The sequence below is a fragment of the Streptomyces aureoversilis genome, from assembly GCF_042657885.1.
GTDB classification, from domain to species: Bacteria; Actinomycetota; Actinomycetes; order Streptomycetales; family Streptomycetaceae; genus Streptomyces; species Streptomyces aureoversilis.
In genome coordinates this window covers 25,412-43,210 of sequence record NZ_JBHSKJ010000010.1, presented here as the reverse complement: position 1 = coordinate 43,210, position 17,799 = coordinate 25,412, and the positions used below count along the sequence as shown (strand labels likewise).

Sequence of the window (17,799 nt, the reverse complement as noted above, 5' to 3'; positions counted from 1 at the left end):
GGACTCCTTCCTTGACGTATGACGTAGGGGGCCTTGGGGTGCGCAGGCCTTGGGGACGGGGGCCCCGGGGGAAGGGCCCCGGAGGTGCGGGGTGAGGTTTCGGGGCCCGGCCGGTCAGCCGGCCGGGGCGGGGCGCAGGCGTCTGGAGAGCGGCACGCCCGCCAGGGCGAGCGCCGCGGTGAGCGCGAAGGTGAACACGAGCCCGGCCCGGGTGGTCGCGCCGTGCTGGTGGGCCGTGGCGACCGCAGCGCCGCCGATGCCGGAGACCAGGCCCGTGGCGAGGGTCTGGGCGAGCTGCAGGGAGCCGCTGACGACGCCCTGCTGGGCGGCCGGGGCCTGTTCGAGGGTGTCGGTCGTGGCGGCGTTGAAGGCGACGCCCATGCCGAAGCCGCCCACGGCCCATCCGGCGACGGCGAGGAGCGGGGGCACGGCCTCGGCGAGGACGGCGGCGGCCATGACGGCGAGGCCGGCGAGGAGGACGGAGAAGCCGAGGGTGACGCTGCCGGTGCGGCCCTGCGCCCGGCCGTCGCGGCGGGCCTGCCAGGCGGAGCCGGCGACCCAGGTGATGGCGCCGGCGGACAGGCCGAGGCCGGCCAGGGAGGCGTTCACGCCGCGCAGTTCCTGCAGGCCGAGCGGGAGGAAGGCCTCGCTGCCGAAGTAGACGCCGCACAGCAGGAAGCGGATGCCGATGCCGGCGCCGGCTCCCGCCCGCAGACGGAGGGTTCCGGCGGGGGTGACCCGGCGCAGGGCGGGCACGGCGACGGCCGCGCCGGCGAGGGCGAGCGGGATCAGCAGGGCGAGGTTCTCCAGGAGCAGCGCCTGGAGGAAGAGTGCGGTGCCCGCGGTGAGGAGGACGCTCGCGGCGAGGGGGCTTTGCCACCAGGGTCCGGCGGGGGCGCCGGCGGAGGTGGCGGAGGGGCGGTCGAGGCGGCGCAGGCCCGGGAGGGTGAGGGCGGCGGCGACGGCGGTCAGCGGCAGCATGAGCAGGAACACGCCGCGCCAGTTGGTGAGGTCGGAGAGGGTGCCGGCGATGACGGGGCCGATGAGCGAGGGGACGGTCCAGGCCGAGGAGAGGAGGGCGAACATGCGCGCCCTGAGGTGTCCGGGGTAGGCAAGCCCGATCACGGTGTAGGCCATGCTCATGACAGCCCCGACGCCGAGGCCCTGGAGCGCGCGGCCGAGCAGGAACAGCGGCCAGGAGACCGCCGCGCCCGCCACCGCGCAGCCGACGGCGAAGACCAGCATCCCGGCGGCCATGGAGCGCGCGGGCCCGCTCCGGTCGGCCGCGCGTCCGGCGGTCACCGTGCCGACGATGTTGGCGAGCATCAGGGCCGACAGGCCCCAGCCGTAGGCGCCGAGTCCGTGCAGGTCGCCCGCGATGACGGGCAGGACCGTGGCCACGCCCAGGGATTCGAAGGCGACCATGCTCACGGACAGGACGACGCCGAGGGTCAGTGCGCGGCGGGCCCCGGAGAAAACGCTCTCCGCCGGAACCTCCCCCGCCGTCGCCTGTGGCGGGGAGCCGTCCGCACCGGGCGGCGCGAGCGGGCCGCCTGCTCCCTCCGCCACCTGGTTCACCTCCTGCGACACGACGACCTCCAGCACAACGTTTCGTTACGTTCCGGGACGGAATCAATTGCAGCTTACCTATACTGGCCGCATGGTGAACACCCCGAACGGCGCGGTGGCCGAAGCGCGGGAGACGCGCGACGGCGGTCAGCAGCGCACAGGAAGGCCACGGGACGGCCGCATCGACGCGGCCGTGCCCGCCGCGGTGATGGAGATCCTCAACGAGTCGGGCTACGGGAACCTGACGCTCGAAGCGGTGGCCGCCCGTGCGGGGACGAGCAAGCCGGCCCTGCGCCGGCGCTGGCAGTCCCGCCAGCACCTGGTCGTGGACGCGCTGGTCACCACGGTGGGCGCCACCCCCACCCCCGACACCGGCTGCACCCACTGCGACCTGATCGCCGGCATCGGCACGCTCAGCCAGGCCTTCGGCACCACGCTGGGGCGGCGCGTGCTGCCCGCCCTCGTGGCCGACCTCGCCGACCACCCCGAGCTGGAGAGCCTGTTCCTGGAGCGCTTCTTCCACACGCGCCGGGCCTCGACGGCCGAGGCGCTGCGCCGCGGCATCCGGCGCGGGGACCTCCGCCCCGACGCCGACATCGACCTGCTGCTCGACATGCTGGCCTCCACCACGTACTACCGGGTGCTCTTCGGGCACCTGCCGGTGACCGCGACGCTCGCGGAGGACGTGGTCGAGGTCGTGCTCAAGGGCGTCGCCACCGAAGCCTGGCGCGGACGCCACAGCCACGGGGTCTTCGACGGCTTCTGACGCGCGCGGGGGGCAGCGGAGGCCGGGCGCCGTGACGGCCCGGCAGGTACGAGGGGAGGGAGAGACTGTTGCTCAGCCGCGACAGCGAAATGACGGCCCTGGACGGGGCCTTGTCCGCCGCGGAGGCGGGCATGGGGGCCAGCCTGCTGCTGGAGGGCGGCATCGGCGCCGGCAAGTCGCACCTGGTGCGCGCCGCGCTGAGGACCGCCCGCAGCAAGGGCTTCGGAACGGTCTCCGCGCGCGCCAGGCCCGGCGAGCGCGACCGCGCCCACGGCGTCCTGCACCAGATCCGCGACCAGCTGACCGGCCTGCCCGGCGCCGCCGGAGAACCCGGGGGCCCGCGGGCGGCTGACGGCGCGGACGGGGCCGAGGAGGCCGCCGCGGTGCACCGGATGATCACGGCCGCCACGGCCGCCGCCCCCCTGCTGGTCGCCATCGACGACCTGCAGTGGACGGACGCCCCGTCGCTGCACTGGCTCGGCTATCTGACGGCCCGCCTGGAGGGCCTGCCCGTCGCCCTGCTGGCCACCCTCGGCACGGACCGCCCCGACCTGACCGGCGAGGCCGCGGGCCGGCAGGGCGCCGAGTCCGCGGCCGGCGTCGCCTCCTTCTTCCACCGCCGCGTGGTGCTGCAGGGCCTCAACGCCGACAGCGTCGGCTATCTGCTGACCTCCTTCCTCGGCGAGCCCGCGGACGACGGCCTCACGCGCGCCTGCCGCACGGCCACCGGAGGCAACCCGCTGCTGCTCCAGGCCCTGCTGCGCGAGCTGCGCCGCACCGGCCTCGGGCCCGGGGACCTCTCCGCCGGCGACGTGGCCCGGCTGGCGCCGGTGGAGGTCGCCGAGACCCTGCTGACCCGGCTCGGCGGCTGCTCCCCCGAGGTCGGCGCCGTCCTCGACGCCGTCTCGATCGTCGCGCCCGGCGCGAGCGGCCCGCTCGTCTCCCGGCTCGTCGGCATCGGCGCCGGCGAGGCGGCCGACGCCCTCTACCGGCTGGTGCGCCGGGGCATCCTGACGGAGGGCCACGACGGCATCGGCTTCGCCCAGCCCGTGGTCATGGCCTCCTTCCGGGCCCGGATGCCGCCCAGCGAGCGGGCGCGCCTGCACGCCGAGGCGGCCAAGGCCCTCTACGCGGGCAGCGCCCCCCGCGAGCGCATCACCGCGCACCTGCTGCCCGGCGCCCCCGTGGGCGAGCGCTGGGCGCTGCGGCTGCTCGTGGACGCGGCCGACGCCGCCCTCGCGGGCGGCGCCCTCGCCGAGGCCCGGGTCTGCCTGGAGCGCGGCCTCGCCGAGTGCGGGCCGGAGGAGGAGCCGGGGCTGTTGCGCCGGCTCGGCCACATCGAGCTGGCCGACGGCCCCGAGCCCGCGGTCGCCCGGCTGCGCCGCACCGTCGACCTGATCCAGGGCGACACCGGGCACCGCGCCATGGCCCTGCTCGACCTGGCCCAGGCCGCCGCCATGACCGGCGACGTGCCCGAAGCGCTGCGGATCGTGGAACAGGAGGCGGGCGAACTCGACCGCTCGGGCGCCCCCAAGGAGCTGCGGGCGGGCTTCCGCGCCGTACGCGGCCTGCTCGAACTCCTCGAAGGCCGCGGGATGCACCAGCCGCCGCCCTCGACGTCCTCCCCCGCGCAGCTCAGCGAAGTCGCCCGGAGCCCGTGGGTGCGCCGGGCCGAGGCCGCGCTGGCCGCCGTGAGCGCCCTGTGGAGCGGCACGCAGCGGGCCGAGGCGCTCCAGCAGGCCCGCCTGGCGCTCGGCGAGCCGGCCGCCACCGTCAACGACCACGCCCTGATGCGGCTGGGCCTCGTCCTCGTCATGGCCCGTTCGGGTGCCGAGGAGGAGGCCCTGGAGAACTGCGCGGCCCTGCTGAGCGCGGCGACCGCGGAGGGTTCGCGCACCGTGGCGGCGCTCGCCCGGACCGTGCTCGCCGAATGCACCTACCGCGCGGGCCGGCTGACGGAGTGCCTGGACGCGGCGCACGAGGTGCTGGAGCGAGGCCCGGAGCCCGCCGAGCACGAGTGGCTGGGCTCCGCCATGGCCCGCGGCTGGCTGGGCAGCGCCCTGTACGAGTCCGGGGACCTGGACCAGGCGCAGCGGGTCCTGCTGGAGCCCGGCCTGGAGGGCGCGGTGCCCGCGGTCACGCTGCCGGGCCTGCTCTTCCACCGCGGGCGGCTGCAGGTCGCGCTGGGACGGGTCGGTCCCGGGCTGGCGGACCTGGAGGAGTGCGGGCGGCTGCTGCTGCACCGGGGCTGGACCAACCCGTCCCTGTGGCCCTGGCGTTCCGAGGCGGCCCTGGCGCACGCCCGGCTGGGCAACGAGGAGGCGGCCCGGCAGCTCGCCGGCGAGGAGCTGGCCCTCGCGCGGGCCTTCGGCGCGCCCCACGCGGTGGGTGTCGCCCTGCGCGCGGCGGGGCTGCTGGCTCCCGGCGAGGAGCGGGCGGCGCTGCTCACCGAGTCCGTCCAGCTGCTGCGGGAGGCGGGTGCCGCGCTGGACGAGGCGCGGGCGCTGCGCGACCTGGGCCGCGAGCTGATGCGCACCCGCAAGGCGCGCCAGGCCCGCGAGCACCTGCGGGCCGCGGCCGCGCTGGCCGAGAAGTGCGCGGCGCGCGTCCTGGTGCAGGAGCTGCGCCAGGACATGGTCGAGGCGGGGGCGCGCCCGCGCCGCGACACCGAGATCGGCCCGGCCTCGCTCACCCCCGCCGAGCGCCGGACCGCGCTGCTCGCGGCGGAGGGGCTCACCAACAAGGAGATAGCCGGGCGGCTGTACGTGACCCGGCGCACGGTGGAGATGCACCTGAGCCGGGTCTACCGGAAGCTGTCGATCTCCGACCGCCGTGCCCTGCGGCTGGTGACGGGCGATCAGCGGCCGCCGTCGCCCTCCGGCCCGCACCCGCAGCACGAGGCGGCGGAGTCCTGCGCGTGACGGCGGCTCACGGGCGTACGGCCACCGCGTCGACCTCGAAGAGCATCCCCGGCAGGGCGAGCCCGGCGACGCCGAGCAGGGTCTGGGCCGGGGGCTTGTCGCCCCAGATCCGGCCTATGACCGCGACCAGGGCTTCCAGCCTGGCCTGGTCGTTGCCGACGATGTAGGTGCCGAGGCGGGCGACGTGGCTGTAGTCGAGGCCCGCGGCGGCCAGGGCGGTGCCCAGGTGGGCGAAGGAGAGCTCGACCTGCTCGGCGAAGTCGCCGGAGGCCACGTGGCCGTCGGCGTCGGAGGCGTACTGCCCGGCGACGAACACGAGGTCCGGCGACGGCGCGTCGGCGACGTGGCTGTAGCCGAAGCCCGTGGGGTCGTGCAGGGCGGCGGGGTTGACGATGGTGTGGGACATGGTCGCTCTTCCTCGGTGCACTCGTGCGGGTCCGTGTACGGATCTGCGTACGCGTCTGCGTACGGGTCGGTGGTGGAGCCGGTGGTCAGGCGCGTGCTTCCGCGAACCAGCGGCGGGTGCGTCCGGGCACCTCGGGGACGTCCCGTTCCACGTTCTTCATGACGTCGGCGAGGGTCTGCGCGGCGAGCTCCCTGCGCCAGGCGAGCTCGGCCCGGCGCATGGCCTGGTCGATCAGGCACCGGCTGCCGTCGGCGGCCGGCTCGCCCAGCGGGCCCTGTTCGCGGATCTCGGTGCAGCGGAAGGCCGGTTCGGGCCCCTCGATCGCCGTCACCACGTCCATCAGGGTGATGTCCTCGGGCGCCCGGGCCAGCCGGAAGCCGCCGCGGGGGCCGGGCAGGGAGGAGACGATGCCCTCGCGGGCCAGCGCCTGCATCTGCTTGTTGAGGTACGCCGTGGGCAGGTCGTAGAAGGCCGCCAGGCGGGCGGCCGGCACCGCCTGCTCCCCGCCGGTCCAGGCCAGGTTGAGGCAACAGTGCAAGGCCCACTCGACGCCACCGCTCATCTTCATGACCTGGACACTACATAACCAGGATATCCAGTGTCCAGGATTAGGAGCGGGAGGAGCCGCCGGCTGCGGTGGACGGCGGCTCCTCCCCGGCTCAGCGGCCTTCGCCGGGCGGCGTGCCGCAGCTCGGGCCGCCCTGCCCGCCGATTTGCACCGAGCTGAAGAAGTCCTGGTAGGCGGGGAAGAAATTGCCCTTGCCGGTCGGGCCGGCGGAGGTGACGGCCGTACAGCCGCTGTAGTTCCTGTCGGACCAGAGGTGGATGGTCGAGGCGGTCCGGTTCCAGTCCGACTTGGCCCGGTCGTCCATGCCGAGCGCCGCGAGATCCGGCGCGTTCGCCCTGATTCTGATCATGTCGCCGGTGCCGTCGAGGCCCGAGAACATGCAGTAGTAGCCGTCGGGGCACCGGTCGTACCCGTCGGCCGCATGAGCCGTGGAGACGGGCAGCACGGCGGCGGCCGCAGCCACCACCGGCGCGAGAAGGGCACGCATCACATTCCTCATCCGCCCGACGCTAGAGGGAATCGACCGCGCCGGGGAGACCCCGCGGGATCGGCACGTCTGTTCCCCGTACGCCGACCGGATGCACCCCGCCCCCGGCCCGTTTGAAGCGGGCTCCAACCGGAACATAACTCTCCGTCAGAACCAGTGGAGAGGGTCCTTCGTGAGATGTCGCCGGGCGTGCCGCCGGGCCGCGGGAGTGGCGGTCGCTCTGGTGCTGCTGACCGGCGGGAGTCCGGCCGCGCCCGCCCCGCAACGCCTCCGGTGGGGGCCGTGCCCGGCGCAGGTCGCGGCGCCCGCCCGCAGCGGACTGCAGTGCGCCACGGTCCGGGTGCCGCTGGACTACGCGGCTCCGGACGGCCGCAGCATCACCATCGGCGTCTCCCGGCTCGCGGCCACCGGGCCCGGCCCCCGGCGCGGCGTGCTGCTGCTCAACCCGGGCGGCCCCGGCGGCCCGGGGACGCCCATGCCGCTGTGGTTCGCGGCGCACGTGCCCGCGTCCGTACGGGCCGGATACGACCTCATCGGCTTCGACACGCGCGGCCTGTTCACCAGCACCCCGGTCTCCTGCAGGCTGAGCGCCGCGCAGCTGCGGCACGCGCCCGTGTCCATGCCCCTCCCCCACCGGCCGTTCGCCGCCACCGCCGAGCTGCACCGCGGCATCGCGCAGTCGTGCGCCCGGCACGCCGGTGACCTGCTGCCGACGATGTACACGGCCAACACCGCCCGGGACATGGACCGCATCCGGCGCGCGCTCGGCGAGGAGCGCATCTCGTACTACGGCGTGTCCTACGGCGCCCACCTCGGCGCCGCGTACGCCACCGCCTTCCCCGGCCGCACCGACCGGGTGGTCCTGGACAGCGCGCCCGACGCCCGGGCGGGCTGGTGGAAGGCCCTGCGCGCGTTCGGGCCGGGAAGCCAGCAGCGCTTCCCCGACCTCACCGCGTACATGGCCGAGCGGGACGCCGCCTACCGCCTGGGCGCGACGGCCGACGAGGTGTCCGAGACGTACGCCCGGCTGCTCGCGGAGACCGCCGCCCGTCCGAAGGACGTCGGCCACTACGCCGTGGACGACAACGTGCTGCGCCAGATCACCCTGCAGGCCCTGTTCTCGGACGCCTCCTTCCCGCAACTGGCGGACGTGTGGCGGTTCCTCGCCCGCGCGCCCGGTGCGCCCGACGAGGCCGGGGCGGAGAAGGCCCTGGTCCCGCTGCAGGCGGCCGTCCCCCTGGAGCCGCGGACCCAGCAGCTGGTCCTGCCGACCACGCTGGCCGTCCTGTGCCAGGACACCCCGTGGCCGCGCTCGGTGGACACCTACCGGCGGGCGCAGCAGCACGACGCCTGGCGCTATCCCGTCGCCGGGGCGATGACCGGGAACATCTGGCCGTGCGCCTTCTGGCCGTACCGCCCCCAGGAGCCTCCCGTGCGCATCGGCGGCCGCGGCCCGCGCAACATCCTCATGCTGCAGAACCGCCGTGACCCCGCCACGCCGTACGCGGGGGCGCGGGCCGTGCGGAAGGCCCTGGGCAGGCGCGCGGTCATGGTGGACGCCGCCCAGGGCGGGCACGGCGTCTACGGGTTCACGGCCGACCCGTGCACCGCCGACGCGGCGACGGCCTGGCTGACCCGGGGCACGCTGCCGCGCACCGACCTGTCCTGCCCCGCGCGGGGCACGGCCCGCTGACGTGACCGCCGGGCCTCAGCCCGGGCCGCCCCCGCGCTCCACCGAGGCGGCGAACCGCTCGTCGTAGGCCCCGGCCAGGTCCCGCAGCGCCTGCGGGCAGTCGCCGTTGTAGGAGGGGCCGTGCATCAGGCCCAGCGTCTGCGGCTCCAGCCCGGCGAGGCGGCGCATGGCCGGGGCGGTGGCGGCCGTCAGGCAGGTCGCCCCGAAGACGTCCTCGGCGGCGACGGCCGGTCCGACGATCTCCTCTTCCGTGAGGGCGGGCGCGTCGCCGATGCGGGTGAAGAGGTCGCCGCAGAACAGGGTCCGCGTGGTCTCCTCGAAGAGCAGCCCGGCGTCCCAGCCGTGCGGCACGTGCGGGGTCTCCAGCCGCCGGACCCGCTTCCCGCCGAGGTCGATCACCTCGCCGTCGCTCAGCGGCACCGGCGGGCGGTCGGCCAGGTCGTTCACGGACACCAGGCAGCCCATGGCCCCGTGCGCCGCGCGGGCCCGCGGCGCGGCGGCGAGCCAGGAGTTGAGCGAGCCGCACTCGTCGGCCTCGACGTGCCCGAAGGTGATCCAGCGGAGGTTCTCCACCGGCAGCACCCGGGCCACGGCCTGCGACACGAGCGGGAAGAGCGACCGCAGCCCGCAGTGGAACAGCAGCGGCTCCTCGGCGTCGACGAGGAACTGGTTGAACATGAAGTCCGCGTCTTCGACGTACGTCGACAGCCGGTAGATATCCGGCGCGATCTCCGTGACCCGGGTCTCCATGGGCACCGCCTCTCTCCCCCCGGCTTCGCGGGTACGGCGCCAGTCTGGCGCGGCCCGGGCTGTTGTCTCGGTACCGGCACCCAAATGCTCCGGGGCGTGTTACGGGGTGCTCCGTGATCCATCTGCCGCGTGCCGAACGGAATCGTGGAGTCCTGAACGTCCGGATGAAGGAGACGCGCCCCATGACCGACGCCGCCGACGGCCGCGCAGCGCACCCCGCCCACGACGATCTGCAGTACGACCGGATCGGCGGGGACTACGAGCTCTCCAAGCTGCTCCCGCTGACGCGGTTCGTGGAACGGCCCAGCGTGCTGGACCTGCTGGCCGACGTGCGGGGCAGGAGCGTCCTCGACCTCGCCTGCGGCACGGGCGTCTACAGCCGGCACGCCCGCCGGCTGGGCGCGCGGCGCGTGCTGGGCGTGGACATCTCCCCGAAGATGGTCGAGGTCGGCCGGGCCGCGGAGGAGCGCGAGGCGCTGGGCGTCGAGTACGCGGTCGGCGACGGAACCGAGCTGCCGCGGCTGGGCGACTTCGACGTGCTGCTGGCGGCGTACCTGTTCAACTACGCCGACTCCCCGGAGACGATGGGGCTCATGGCCCGGTCGTGCGCGCGCAACCTGCGCGAGGGCGGCGAATTGCGGGCCCTCGTCGCACACCCGGACTACGACTTCGCCCGGCCCCTGCCGCAGAGGTACGGCTTCTCCTTCGAGCAGGCGGAGGACCCGGCGCACGACGGCCGGATCCGGGTCACGGCGCACACGCGGCCGCCGGTCAGCTTCACCGCCTACCTGCCGTCCGGGCGGGTGTACGAGGAGGCCTTCACGGCCGCCGGGTTCCGTGACTGCGCGTGGAGCCCGGTGCGGCTGGCCACCGAAGGCGTCCTGGAGTTCGGGCCGGAGTACTGGGACGACTTCACGGCCAACCCGCCGTGGGTGCTCTTCCGCTGCGTCAAGGGCGCCGGGGACAGCCGCGGGTGAGCACGGAGACCAGGGCACGGCCTCCCATGGACTTCCTGCTGCCCGAGCGCCTGGACGACGCGCTGGAGGCCATGGCCGCCCGCGCGGGCACGGTCCCCGTGGCGGGAGGCACCGACGTGATGGTGCGCCTGAGCACGGGCCGCGAGCGCCCCGCGGCCGCCGTCGACCTCACCCGCATCGCCGCGCTGGCCCGCTGGGAGCGGTCGGCCGGCGAGGTCCGGCTGGGCGCCGCGGTGCCCTACACCCGGATCGTCGACGAACTGGCCGCACCGCTGCCCGGACTCGCGGCGGCGGCCCGCACCGTGGGCTCCCGCCAGATCCGCAACCGCGGCACCGTGGGCGGCGCCCTCGGCACCGCCTCCCCCACCGGCGACGTCCACCCCATGCTGCTGGCGTGCGGCGCGGAGGTGGAGCTGGTGTCCGTGCGCGGCGCCCGCCGGGTGCCGGTACGGGACTTCTACACCGGCCCCGGCCGCACGGTCCGCGCGCCGGACGAGCTGATCCGCGCGGTGCGGATACCGGAGGCGGAGGGCCCGCAGACCTACGCCAAGGCCGGGCGGCGCGGCGCCGTGGTGATGGCGACCTGCTCGTTCGCCGTGGCGCTGTGGCCCTCCCGCGCACGGGTGGGCACCGGCATCGGCTCGGCGGGTCCGGTGCCCCTGCCGGCCCTGGAGGCCGAGCGGTTCGTCGCCGGCGAGCTCGCAGAGCGGCGGTTGTGGCAGACGCGAGGGCCGCTCCCGGAGGCCGTGCTCAAGCGCTTCGGCGAGCTGGCCGCGGCGGCGACCGCACCGGCCGACGACGTGCGCGGCTCGTCCGCCTACCGCCGGCACGCGGTGGCCGTGCTGGCACGCCGCGCCCTCGGCTGGGTGTGGGACGACCACCGCGCGGACCGGCGGACGGAGAGGGAGTCATGCGCCTGACCTTGACGGTGAACGGCGAGCGGCACGAGGTCGAGGACGTGGCCGGAACGGAGAGCCTGCTGTACGTCCTGCGGCAGCGCCTCGGCCTGCACGGCGCGAAGAACGCCTGCGAACAGGGCCAGTGCGGCTCGTGCTCGGTCCACCTGGACGGGGTGCTGGTGTGCGCGTGCCTGGTGCCTGCGCCCCAGGCCCACGGCCGGAGCGTGGGAACGGTCGAGGGCATGGACGGCGAGGACGGGCCGCACCCGGTGCAGGAGGCCTTCCTCGCCTGCGGCGCCGTGCAGTGCGGCTTCTGCACGCCCGGCATGCTCAAGGCCACCGAGGACCTGCTGCGCCGCTGCCCCGACCCCGGCGAGGCCGAGATCAAGGACGCCCTCGCGGGGAACCTGTGCCGCTGCACCGGCTACCGGCACATCCTCGAGGCCGTCCGCCTGGCCGCCGACCGCACGCGAGCCCTGGAGCCCCGCCCGTGACCCCGTACGCCACGCACACCCGCCGCGCTCCCGGGACGGTCGGCGACAGCGCGCCGCGCCCCGACGGGCCGCTGAAGGTCCGGGGCGCCTTCGCGTACTCCTCCGACCTGGAGGCGGAGGGCATGCTGTGGGGCACGACGCTGCGCAGCCCCCACCCGCACGCCCGGATCCTGTCCGTCGACACCTCCGCCGCGCTGGCGCTGCCCGGCGTCCGCGCGGTGCTGACCCACCGCGACGTGCCCGGCCGCAACCTGCACGGCTCGATGGTCGTCGACCAGCCGGTGCTCGCCGTGGACACCGTGCGCTACGAGGGCGAGCCGGTCGCCGTCGTGGCCGCCGAGGACCCGGCGACGGCCCGCCGCGCCGCGGAGCTGGTGCACGTCGCCTACGAGGTGCTGCCGCCGGTCACCGACGCCGAGGCGGCCGTCTCCCCCGACTCCCCCGCCGTGCACCCGGGCGGCAACCTCCTGCGGCACGTCCCCCTGCGCCGCGGCCGCGCCGCGCGCGGCGAGCCGCTCACCGCCGACGTGGTGGTGCGCGGCGTCTACGAGGTCGGCATGCAGGACCAGGCGTTCCTGGGGCCCGAGTCCGGCCTGGCCGTGCCCGACCCGGACGGCGGGGTGTCCCTGCACGTCGCCACGCAGTGGCTGCACGTCGACCACGACCAGGTCGTCGAGGCCCTGGGCCTGCCGCGCGAGAAGGTGCGGCTGTACCTGGCGGGCGTGGGCGGGGCGTTCGGCGCGCGCGAGGACCTGTCGATGCACGCGCACGCCTGCCTGCTGGCGCTGCGCACCGGCCGCCCGGTGAAGATGTGCTACACGCGCGGCGAGTCCTTCGTCGGCCACGTGCACCGCCACCCGGCGAAGATGGCCTACGAGCACGGCGCCACGCGCGACGGCAGGCTCGTCTACGTCAAGGCGTCGATCGTCCTCGACGGCGGCGCGTACTCCTCCAGCTCCCCCGCCGTGGCCGGCACCGTCGCCACCTGCTCCCTCGGCCCGTACGAGGTGCCGGACGCCGAGGTGGACGTGCGCGTCGTCTACACCAACAACCCGCCGTGCGGGGCGATGCGCGGCTTCGGCGCCGTGCAGACCTGCTTCGGCTACGAGTCGCAGATGGACCGGCTCGCCCGCGAACTGGGCATGGACCCGGTGGAGCTGCGGATCCGCAACGCGGTCGCCGAGGGATCGGCGGTGGCCAACGGACAGGTCCTGGACCACCCGGCGCCGGTCGCCGAGCTCCTGCGCCGGGTGCGCGAGCGGCCGATGCCCGGTCCGTCGCTGCCGGAGGGCGGCCACCTGGCCGGCACCACCTCGCGCGGCGAGTCGGTCGTGCGCGGCGTGGGCTACGCCGTCGGCTTCAAGAACGTCGGCTTCGTGGAGGGCTTCGACGACTACTCCACGGCCCGGGTCCGGCTGGAGGCCGGCGGCGGGCAGGTGCGGGCGGTGGTCACCAGCGCGGCGGCCGAGGTCGGCCAGGGCGTGGTGACGGTGCAGGCCCAGATCGCCCGCACCGAACTCGGCGTCGAGCAGGTGGCGGTGGAGTTCGGGGACAGCGCCTTCGGCTCGGCCGGCCCCTCGTCGTCCTCCCGCCAGACGTACGTCACCGGCGGCGCGGTCAAGGCGGCGGCCGAGGCGGTGCGGGCCCGCGTCCTGGAGCGCGCGGACCGGCTGCTGGGCCGGCCCGGCACCGCCACGGGCCTGTCCGGCGAAGCGGTGACCGGCGCCGGCGGGGAGGTGCTGTGCAAGCTGGCCGACGTGCTGGGCGACGAGGTCGTCGAGGAGACCGTGGAGTGGCACCACCGGCCGACGTTCCCGCTGGACCCGCGCACGGGACAGGGCGACTCGGTCTTCCAGTTCGCCTTCGCCGCCCACCGGGCGGTGGTGGACGTGGACGTCGAGCTCGGCCTCGTGCGGACGGTCGAGATCGCCACCGCGCAGGACGTCGGCAAGGCCGTCAACCCGCAGGCCCTGCTGGGCCAGATCCACGGCGGCACGGTGCAGGGCCTGGGGCTCGCGCTGATGGAGGAGATCCGGGTCGAGGGCGGCCTGATGCAGAACCCCTCGTTCACCGACTACCTCATCCCGACCGTCCACGACGTGCCGCCGATGCACGTGGACGTGCTCGAACTGGCCGACCCGCACGCCCCCTACGGCGTGCGCGGCGTGGGCGAGCCGCCGAACATCTCCAGCCCCGCCGCCGTGGCGGCGGCCGTGCGGGACGCCACCGGCCTGGCCCTGCCGCGCATCCCGCTGCGCCCGGAGGACGTGGCGGGGCTGACGGCCGCGGACGACGCCGGGGGGCGGTGAGCACGGTGCTGGGCATCGCTCCGGTGCTGCACCGCTGGTACGCGGCGGGCACCCCGTTCGGGCTGGCCACGGTGGTCGGGGTGCGCGGCAGCGCGCCCCGGCAGCCGGGCGCCGCGCTCGCCGTCGGCCCCGGCGGCCGGGTGGTGGGCAGTGTGTCGGGGGGCTGCGTCGAGGCGGAGGTCTACGAACTGGCCCGCCGGGCCGCCCTGGGGGACGGTCCGTGCCTGGCGGAGTACGGCGTCGAGGACGAGGACGCCTTCGCCGCCGGGCTGACGTGCGGCGGCACGCTGCAGGTGCTGGTGCGCCGCGTGGTGCCGGAGCGGGAGCCGCAGTGGGACACGGTCCTGGCGGCCCTGGAGGCGCCCGGCGGGCCGGGCGGACCGCTCGCCCACGTCACGTGCGTGGGCGGCACGCCGCAGCCGGGCGCCTGGCTGGCCGTGGGGCCCGCGGGGGTCTCCGGCTCGCTGGGCGACGCGGCGCTCGACCGGGCGGCGGCCGCGGAGGCCTCGCGGATGCTGGACCGCGGCCGCACCGGGCAGGCCGAGGTGCGGGCGGGCTCCGCCGCCGCCCGCGTGTTCGTGCACTCCTTCCTCTCCCGGCCCCGGATGCTGGTCTTCGGTGCGGTGGAGTTCGCCCGCGCCCTCGCCCGGATGGGCAGGTTCCTCGGCTACCACGTGACCGTGTGCGACGCCCGGCCTGCCTTCACCACCCCCGAGCGGTTCCCCGACGCCGACGAGGTGGTCCGGGAGTGGCCGCACCGCTATCTCGCCGGGGCCGCCTGGGACGGGCGCACGGTCATCTGCGTCCTGACCCACGAGGAGCGCTTCGACGTCCCGCTGCTGCGGGCCGCGCTGCGGCTGCCGGTCGCCTACGTCGGCGCGATGGGCTCGCGGCGCACGCACGAGGACCGGCTGCGGCGGCTGCGGGAGGCGGGCGCCGGGGAGGAGGAGCTGGCCCGGCTGCGCTCCCCGATCGGGCTGGACCTCGGCGGGTCCACGCCCGAGGAGGCCGCCGTGTCCATCGCCGCCGAGCTGATCGCGGTCCGGCACGGCGGGACGGGCCTGCCGCTGCGGGACGCGCGCGGCCCGATCCACCGGCCCTCCGGCCCGCCCGCGGCCCCGGCCGCCCCCACCGCCCTCCCCGAGCCGGTCACGGCCGGGGCCCCGCCCACCGGAGGAGACCCCTCATGACCCGAGAGCGCACCGCTGCGCAGTACGACGTGATCGGAGCCCGCTGGGAGGACGCGCGGTCGCTGCCCACGGTCCACCCGGAGCGCGCGAGCTTCCTGGCCCTGCTCGGCGACGTGACCGGGCTGGACGTCCTCGACCTGGCGTGCGGGGACGGCTTCTACACCCGCCAGGCGAAGATGCTGGGCGCGCAGCGGGTGGTGGGCGCGGACGTCTCGGAGGAGATGGTCGCGGCCGCGCGGGCGGTCGAGGAGCGGGCGCCGCTGGGCACCCGGTACGTGGCCGCGGACGCCGCGGACCTGCCGGACCTCGGCCGCTTCGACGTGGTGACCGCGGCCTACCTCCTCAACTACGCGCGGGAGGAGGCGGCGCTCACGGCCATGTGCCGCGGCGCGTTCGAACGGCTGCCGCGGGGAGGGCGGTTCATCGGGGTGACGCAGAACCCGCGCTTCTCCTTCGAGGGGCCGCTGCCCGATGCGTACGGCTTCGCCTTCGACCCCCTGGAGACCTCGGCCTTCGGCACCCGGATCCGGGTGACCGCGGCGCTGGAGCCGCCGATCACCTTCGAGACGTGCCTGATCCGGCCGGAGGTGTACGAGGCGGCGTTCGCGGCGGCGGGGTTCGCGAAGGTGTCGTGGGTGCCGCTGCACGTGCCGCAGGCGGCGCTCGAGCGCTTCGGGGCCCCGTACTGGGAGGGGTTCCTGGCCAATCCGCCCATCGTCATGTTCGAGGCGGTCCGCTGAGGGCGCGCCGCCGGCCCCGGTGCCCGCGCGGGCACCGGGGCGGGGCGGGCGGTCAGCCGGCGGCTGCCAGCCGGGGCGGCTGAATGGCCGTCAGGAGTTCGTGGAGCCGGTCGAGCCCGTCGGGGCGGACCGAGTAGCAGATCTGGGTGCCGCGGCGGCGGGTGACCACGAGGCCGGCCTCGCGCAGCACCTTCAGGTGCTGGCTGATGGTCGGCTGGGTGACCTCGAAGAGCTCGGTGAAGTCACAGGCGCACGTCTCGGGTTCGGCCGCCAGCGCGCGCATGATGCCGAGCCGCACGGGGTGTCCGAGCGCCCGGAGCATGGCGACGTCCGTCTTGTCCTCCGCAGTGTCTCTCACGTTTGACAGGCTATCAAACAGCGCCTATATAGTGGATCTCCTAAATAGCAAATTGCCTATGTACCGCTGGTTCGGAGGTCCGATGACCGACAAGACCGAGGCGCCCGCCGCCGACCCCGCCGGGGGCGGCGTCCTCTCGCCGCAATACCGCGCGCTGTCCTTAGGGCTCATCACGTCCGTCACCCTGGTGGCCTTCCTCTGGCTGGGTGTCGCGACCGTCCTGCCCGAGGCCGCCGAGGACCTGGACGGGGTCCACCTCTTCGGCTGGGCCTTCACCGCCTTCATGCTCGCCAACCTCTTCGGCACCATCGCCGCCGGACAGGGCGCCGACAAGGCCGGGCCCACCCGCCCGTACGTGCAGGCCTTCATCGTCTTCGTCATCGGCTGCGTGGTCGCCGCGGTCGCCACCAACTGGTGGATCCTGCTGGCGGGCCGCATCCTGCAGGGCCTGGGCGTCGGCGGCGTGCTGGCCCTGGCCTACCTGATCGTCGGCCTCGCCTACCCCGACGCGCTGCGCGCCCGGATGCTCGCGCTGGTGGCCTCGGCGTGGACCCTGCCCGCCCTGCTCGGCCCGGCCATCGCGGGTGCGATCGCCAGTGCCTCCAACTGGCGGGTGGTCTTCCTCATCCTCGTGCCGCTGGTGCCCGTCGCCGCGCTGCTCACCCTGCCGGCGATGCGCAAGCTCAAGCCCACCGGCGACGGCACGCCGGGCGAGAACCGGCTGCCGCTGACGGTGCTGCTGGTGCTCGGCGTCGGCGCGCTGCTGGCCGGTCTGGAGAACCGCAACATCGCCGTGCTGGTGCCGCTGGTCGTGGTCGGCGTCGCGATCACCCTGCCCGTGCTGCACAAGCTGCTCCCGGCGGGCACGCTCACCGTCCGCCGCGGCATGCCCGCCGGCATGATCGTGCGCGGTCTGGTCAGCGCCGCCTACTACGGCGGCGAGTCCTTCTTCCCGCTCAGCATGACCCGCGTCCTCGGCCTCAGCACGCTCGGCTCCGGCCTCGCGCTGTCCGCGGGCGCCCTCACCTGGGTCAGCGGCGCCTGGCTCCAGGCCAAGCTGGACACCCGCAGCGGCGGCAAGGGCCGGCACGCCCGCGTCGTCCTCGGCTTCGTCCTCCTCGTGGCCGGTGACGCGCTGATCGCCCTGGCGGTCGGCACCGACCTCAAGAGCGTCCCGCTCGCGATCATCGGCTGGGCCGTCGCCGGCCTCGGCATGGGCTTCGTCTACCCGGCCGTCACCACGATCGTCCTGTCGCTGGCCCCCAAGGGCAAGGAGGGCTCGGCGAGTTCCAGCCTGCAGCTGTGCGAGACCCTGTCCGTGGCCGTGATGACCGGCCTCGGCACGGCCATCACCGCGTACGGCTCCTCGCACGACTGGAACGACAGCCGCGGACTCGGCATCATCTACGTCATCGCCGCGGTGTGCGCGTTCCTCGGCATCGCCGCGGGACTGCGCACCGCCGTCCGCAAGTTCGCCGGCGACGGCGGTGCCGGGGAGGACGCGCCCGCGGCCGCCGCACCGCTGCAGGAATCGGAGCGAACGGCCTGATTCCGCCCCGGCGGGGACCCGGTTCGGTACGCGGCCCGGAAAAGCTTCGGTCGCTGTACCGGGCCGGTCCGTGCTGTGCGGGGCCGCCCCGGCCGTGATGCTGGAGTGACCGGGGCGAACGAC

16 protein-coding genes are annotated in these 17,799 nt (G+C 75.5%); 10 read left to right on the top strand and 6 right to left on the bottom strand.

All coding sequences use genetic code 11. The annotated features are described in order from the left end of the window. Positions 1–114 precede the first annotated feature (114 nt). Positions 115–1,590 carry an MFS transporter gene (locus tag ACFPP6_RS18785; RefSeq protein WP_382043410.1) on the bottom strand — a complete coding sequence of 492 codons (1,476 nt, stop codon included), beginning with the start codon at positions 1,588–1,590 and terminating at the stop codon, positions 115–117. 70 nt (positions 1,591–1,660) lie between these two features. Here ACFPP6_RS18785 and ACFPP6_RS18780 point away from each other — a divergent pair, with 70 nt between their 5' ends. Both ACFPP6_RS18780 and ACFPP6_RS18775 read left to right on the top strand, forming a co-directional pair. Beyond that, positions 1,661–2,335, top strand: coding sequence for a TetR/AcrR family transcriptional regulator (locus ACFPP6_RS18780; RefSeq protein ID WP_382043408.1), 675 nt, complete (start codon positions 1,661–1,663; stop codon positions 2,333–2,335). 68 nt (positions 2,336–2,403) lie between these two features. Beyond that, positions 2,404–5,256, top strand: a complete 2,853-nt coding sequence (locus tag ACFPP6_RS18775) for a helix-turn-helix transcriptional regulator (RefSeq protein ID WP_382043405.1) — start codon at positions 2,404–2,406, stop codon at positions 5,254–5,256. A 7-nt stretch (positions 5,257–5,263) separates the two neighbouring features. Here ACFPP6_RS18775 and ACFPP6_RS18770 read toward each other — a convergent pair whose 3' ends face one another. The 3 genes from ACFPP6_RS18770 to ACFPP6_RS18760 form a co-directional block, all read right to left on the bottom strand. After that, the gene (locus tag ACFPP6_RS18770) at positions 5,264–5,662 is read right to left on the bottom strand and encodes a RidA family protein (protein ID WP_382043402.1); all 399 of its coding nucleotides are present in this window, start codon (positions 5,660–5,662) and stop codon (positions 5,264–5,266) included. 85 nt (positions 5,663–5,747) lie between these two features. Further along, the gene (locus ACFPP6_RS18765; RefSeq protein ID WP_382043399.1) at positions 5,748–6,230 is read right to left on the bottom strand and encodes an RrF2 family transcriptional regulator; all 483 of its coding nucleotides are present in this window, start codon (positions 6,228–6,230) and stop codon (positions 5,748–5,750) included. Positions 6,231–6,321: 91 nt separating this feature from the next. Next, entirely contained in the window at positions 6,322–6,717 is a 396-nt protein-coding gene (locus ACFPP6_RS18760; protein WP_382043396.1) for a peptidase inhibitor family I36 protein, read from the bottom strand. Between the two features lie 172 nt (positions 6,718–6,889). Here ACFPP6_RS18760 and ACFPP6_RS18755 point away from each other — a divergent pair, with 172 nt between their 5' ends. After that, the gene (locus tag ACFPP6_RS18755; protein ID WP_382043393.1) at positions 6,890–8,410 is read left to right on the top strand and encodes an alpha/beta hydrolase; all 1,521 of its coding nucleotides are present in this window, start codon (positions 6,890–6,892) and stop codon (positions 8,408–8,410) included. Positions 8,411–8,425: 15 nt separating this feature from the next. Here the strand turns inward: ACFPP6_RS18755 and ACFPP6_RS18750 are convergent, their stop codons facing one another. Continuing rightward, the gene (locus tag ACFPP6_RS18750; RefSeq protein WP_382044003.1) at positions 8,426–9,160 is read right to left on the bottom strand and encodes an oxygen-binding di-iron domain-containing protein; all 735 of its coding nucleotides are present in this window, start codon (positions 9,158–9,160) and stop codon (positions 8,426–8,428) included. 182 nt (positions 9,161–9,342) lie between these two features. Between ACFPP6_RS18750 and ACFPP6_RS18745 the strand changes: the two genes are divergently transcribed. The 6 genes from ACFPP6_RS18745 to ACFPP6_RS18720 are packed head-to-tail and all read left to right on the top strand — an operon-like array spanning position 9,343 to position 15,769. Next, the gene (locus tag ACFPP6_RS18745; protein WP_382043391.1) at positions 9,343–10,137 is read left to right on the top strand and encodes a class I SAM-dependent methyltransferase; all 795 of its coding nucleotides are present in this window, start codon (positions 9,343–9,345) and stop codon (positions 10,135–10,137) included. A 26-nt stretch (positions 10,138–10,163) separates the two neighbouring features. Continuing rightward, the gene (locus tag ACFPP6_RS18740; protein WP_382044000.1) at positions 10,164–11,057 is read left to right on the top strand and encodes an FAD binding domain-containing protein; all 894 of its coding nucleotides are present in this window, start codon (positions 10,164–10,166) and stop codon (positions 11,055–11,057) included. Then, positions 11,048–11,530: a (2Fe-2S)-binding protein gene (locus ACFPP6_RS18735; RefSeq protein ID WP_382043388.1), complete on the top strand. Its 483-nt coding sequence runs from the start codon at positions 11,048–11,050 to the stop codon at positions 11,528–11,530. Before ACFPP6_RS18740 ends, ACFPP6_RS18735 begins: the two co-directional genes overlap by 10 nt. Next, positions 11,527–13,839: a xanthine dehydrogenase subunit D gene (gene pucD, locus ACFPP6_RS18730; protein ID WP_382043385.1), complete on the top strand. Its 2,313-nt coding sequence runs from the start codon at positions 11,527–11,529 to the stop codon at positions 13,837–13,839. The genes ACFPP6_RS18735 and pucD overlap by 4 nt, the downstream gene beginning before the upstream one ends. Before the next feature lie 5 nt (positions 13,840–13,844). Then, entirely contained in the window at positions 13,845–15,029 is a 1,185-nt protein-coding gene (locus ACFPP6_RS18725; protein WP_382043997.1) for an XdhC family protein, read from the top strand. Further along, positions 15,026–15,769 (top strand): class I SAM-dependent methyltransferase, encoded by a 744-nt coding sequence (locus ACFPP6_RS18720; protein WP_382043382.1) that lies wholly within the window; start codon positions 15,026–15,028, stop codon positions 15,767–15,769. Before ACFPP6_RS18725 ends, ACFPP6_RS18720 begins: the two co-directional genes overlap by 4 nt. A gap of 52 nt (positions 15,770–15,821) precedes the next feature. On the opposite strand, the gene ACFPP6_RS18715 is transcribed toward ACFPP6_RS18720, so the two are convergent. Continuing rightward, complete coding sequence (locus ACFPP6_RS18715) at positions 15,822–16,127, bottom strand: ArsR/SmtB family transcription factor (protein ID WP_229899435.1); 306 nt, start codon at positions 16,125–16,127, stop codon at positions 15,822–15,824. A gap of 82 nt (positions 16,128–16,209) precedes the next feature. Here ACFPP6_RS18715 and ACFPP6_RS18710 point away from each other — a divergent pair, with 82 nt between their 5' ends. After that, positions 16,210–17,676, top strand: coding sequence for an MFS transporter (locus ACFPP6_RS18710; RefSeq protein ID WP_382043379.1), 1,467 nt, complete (start codon positions 16,210–16,212; stop codon positions 17,674–17,676). Positions 17,677–17,799 lie beyond the last annotated feature (123 nt).

What these genes read in the sequence shown, in the direction of transcription:
- ACFPP6_RS18780 (WP_382043408.1), top strand. Translation starts at nt 1,661, where the DNA reads ATGGTGAACACCCCGAACGGCGCGGTGGCCGAAGCGCGGGAGACGCGC.
- ACFPP6_RS18770 (WP_382043402.1), bottom strand. Translation starts at nt 5,662, where the DNA reads ATGTCCCACACCATCGTCAACCCCGCCGCCCTGCACGACCCCACGGGC.
- ACFPP6_RS18765 (WP_382043399.1), bottom strand. Translation starts at nt 6,230, where the DNA reads ATGAAGATGAGCGGTGGCGTCGAGTGGGCCTTGCACTGTTGCCTCAAC.
- ACFPP6_RS18760 (WP_382043396.1), bottom strand. Translation starts at nt 6,717, where the DNA reads ATGCGTGCCCTTCTCGCGCCGGTGGTGGCTGCGGCCGCCGCCGTGCTG.
- ACFPP6_RS18750 (WP_382044003.1), bottom strand. Translation starts at nt 9,160, where the DNA reads ATGGAGACCCGGGTCACGGAGATCGCGCCGGATATCTACCGGCTGTCG.
- ACFPP6_RS18745 (WP_382043391.1), top strand. Translation starts at nt 9,343, where the DNA reads ATGACCGACGCCGCCGACGGCCGCGCAGCGCACCCCGCCCACGACGAT.
- ACFPP6_RS18740 (WP_382044000.1), top strand. Translation starts at nt 10,164, where the DNA reads ATGGACTTCCTGCTGCCCGAGCGCCTGGACGACGCGCTGGAGGCCATG.
- ACFPP6_RS18735 (WP_382043388.1), top strand. Translation starts at nt 11,048, where the DNA reads ATGCGCCTGACCTTGACGGTGAACGGCGAGCGGCACGAGGTCGAGGAC.
- ACFPP6_RS18720 (WP_382043382.1), top strand. Translation starts at nt 15,026, where the DNA reads ATGACCCGAGAGCGCACCGCTGCGCAGTACGACGTGATCGGAGCCCGC.
- ACFPP6_RS18710 (WP_382043379.1), top strand. Translation starts at nt 16,210, where the DNA reads ATGACCGACAAGACCGAGGCGCCCGCCGCCGACCCCGCCGGGGGCGGC.